1 protein-coding gene is annotated in these 845 nt (G+C 63.2%); it reads right to left on the reverse strand.

All coding sequences use genetic code 11. The features are described 5' to 3' along the window. Window positions 1-261: 261 nt before the first annotated feature. On the reverse strand, window positions 262-486 hold the full coding sequence (locus tag ACLJK8_RS22965; protein ID WP_413152704.1) for a hypothetical protein: 225 nt from the start codon (window positions 484-486) through the stop codon (window positions 262-264). Window positions 487-845 lie beyond the last annotated feature (359 nt).

Consider the following 845-nt stretch of genomic DNA (forward strand, 5'->3'; position numbering starts at 1 on the left):
CGCGGCCCCGATCGCGAGGGAAAAAATGATCGCCGCCCGATCGGAGGCTGACAGGCGGAACATGACCGACATCCGGACACCAGATGTCAGATCAAGTCTAAACTTATACAGCTCATTGCCGCGCAAAAGCTCCTGCGCCAAGGGGGCCGTCCACACATGATCCTTGACGGTGGAAGTCGGACGGAGGCAGCCCGGATCGGCGGGGTCGGACCGCGGATCGTGCAGGACTGGGTCCTGCGAGGGAGGGGAGCGCCAAGCCGATCATCCGGCGCGTGGTCGCGACCATCTTTTCCATTCGAGCACGGTTCCTTGTGCGGGGGCTGCGAGAGAGACCGGCTCGACGACATCGTCTCGAGCGCGGGGGGCGAAGGTGCAGCGAACGCGCGGGCGGCGACCGGTCGCGATCGGCTCGCCGGCCTCGACGCCGAGGAGCGCTGCGGTCTCCGGCATCAGCTGACCGAGCCCGCGCGCGCCTTTCGGCGACACGGCGGCCGGATTGAACCGCGACTCCTGGCAGATCAGCGCGACGAAGAGCCGAACGAATCCGCTTCGTCGAGGCCGGCGCCGGCGACTGCGGGATCGGCCGCGTAGACCTCGGCGACACCCTCGGCCATTGGCATCGTAGATGGCCCGTGTGACGTTCCGGGTGAACTGAGAAACCGGAGTACCCGCACCTCCACCGAAAATATTCTCATCATAATTAACATTATCTGAACATCATCACGACTGCGGTACGCGCTATTCTGAACTGCGACTTTTGAGATCTGGCAGGATGTTGGAAAGCGAAAGGACATCCTGAATGAAGACGCGCTTCAGCCATCTCACGCTCTCGGATCGTCGCCAGA

This window comes from Amaricoccus sp. W119, from assembly GCF_047275745.1.
Classification (GTDB): Bacteria; Pseudomonadota; Alphaproteobacteria; order Rhodobacterales; family Rhodobacteraceae; genus Amaricoccus.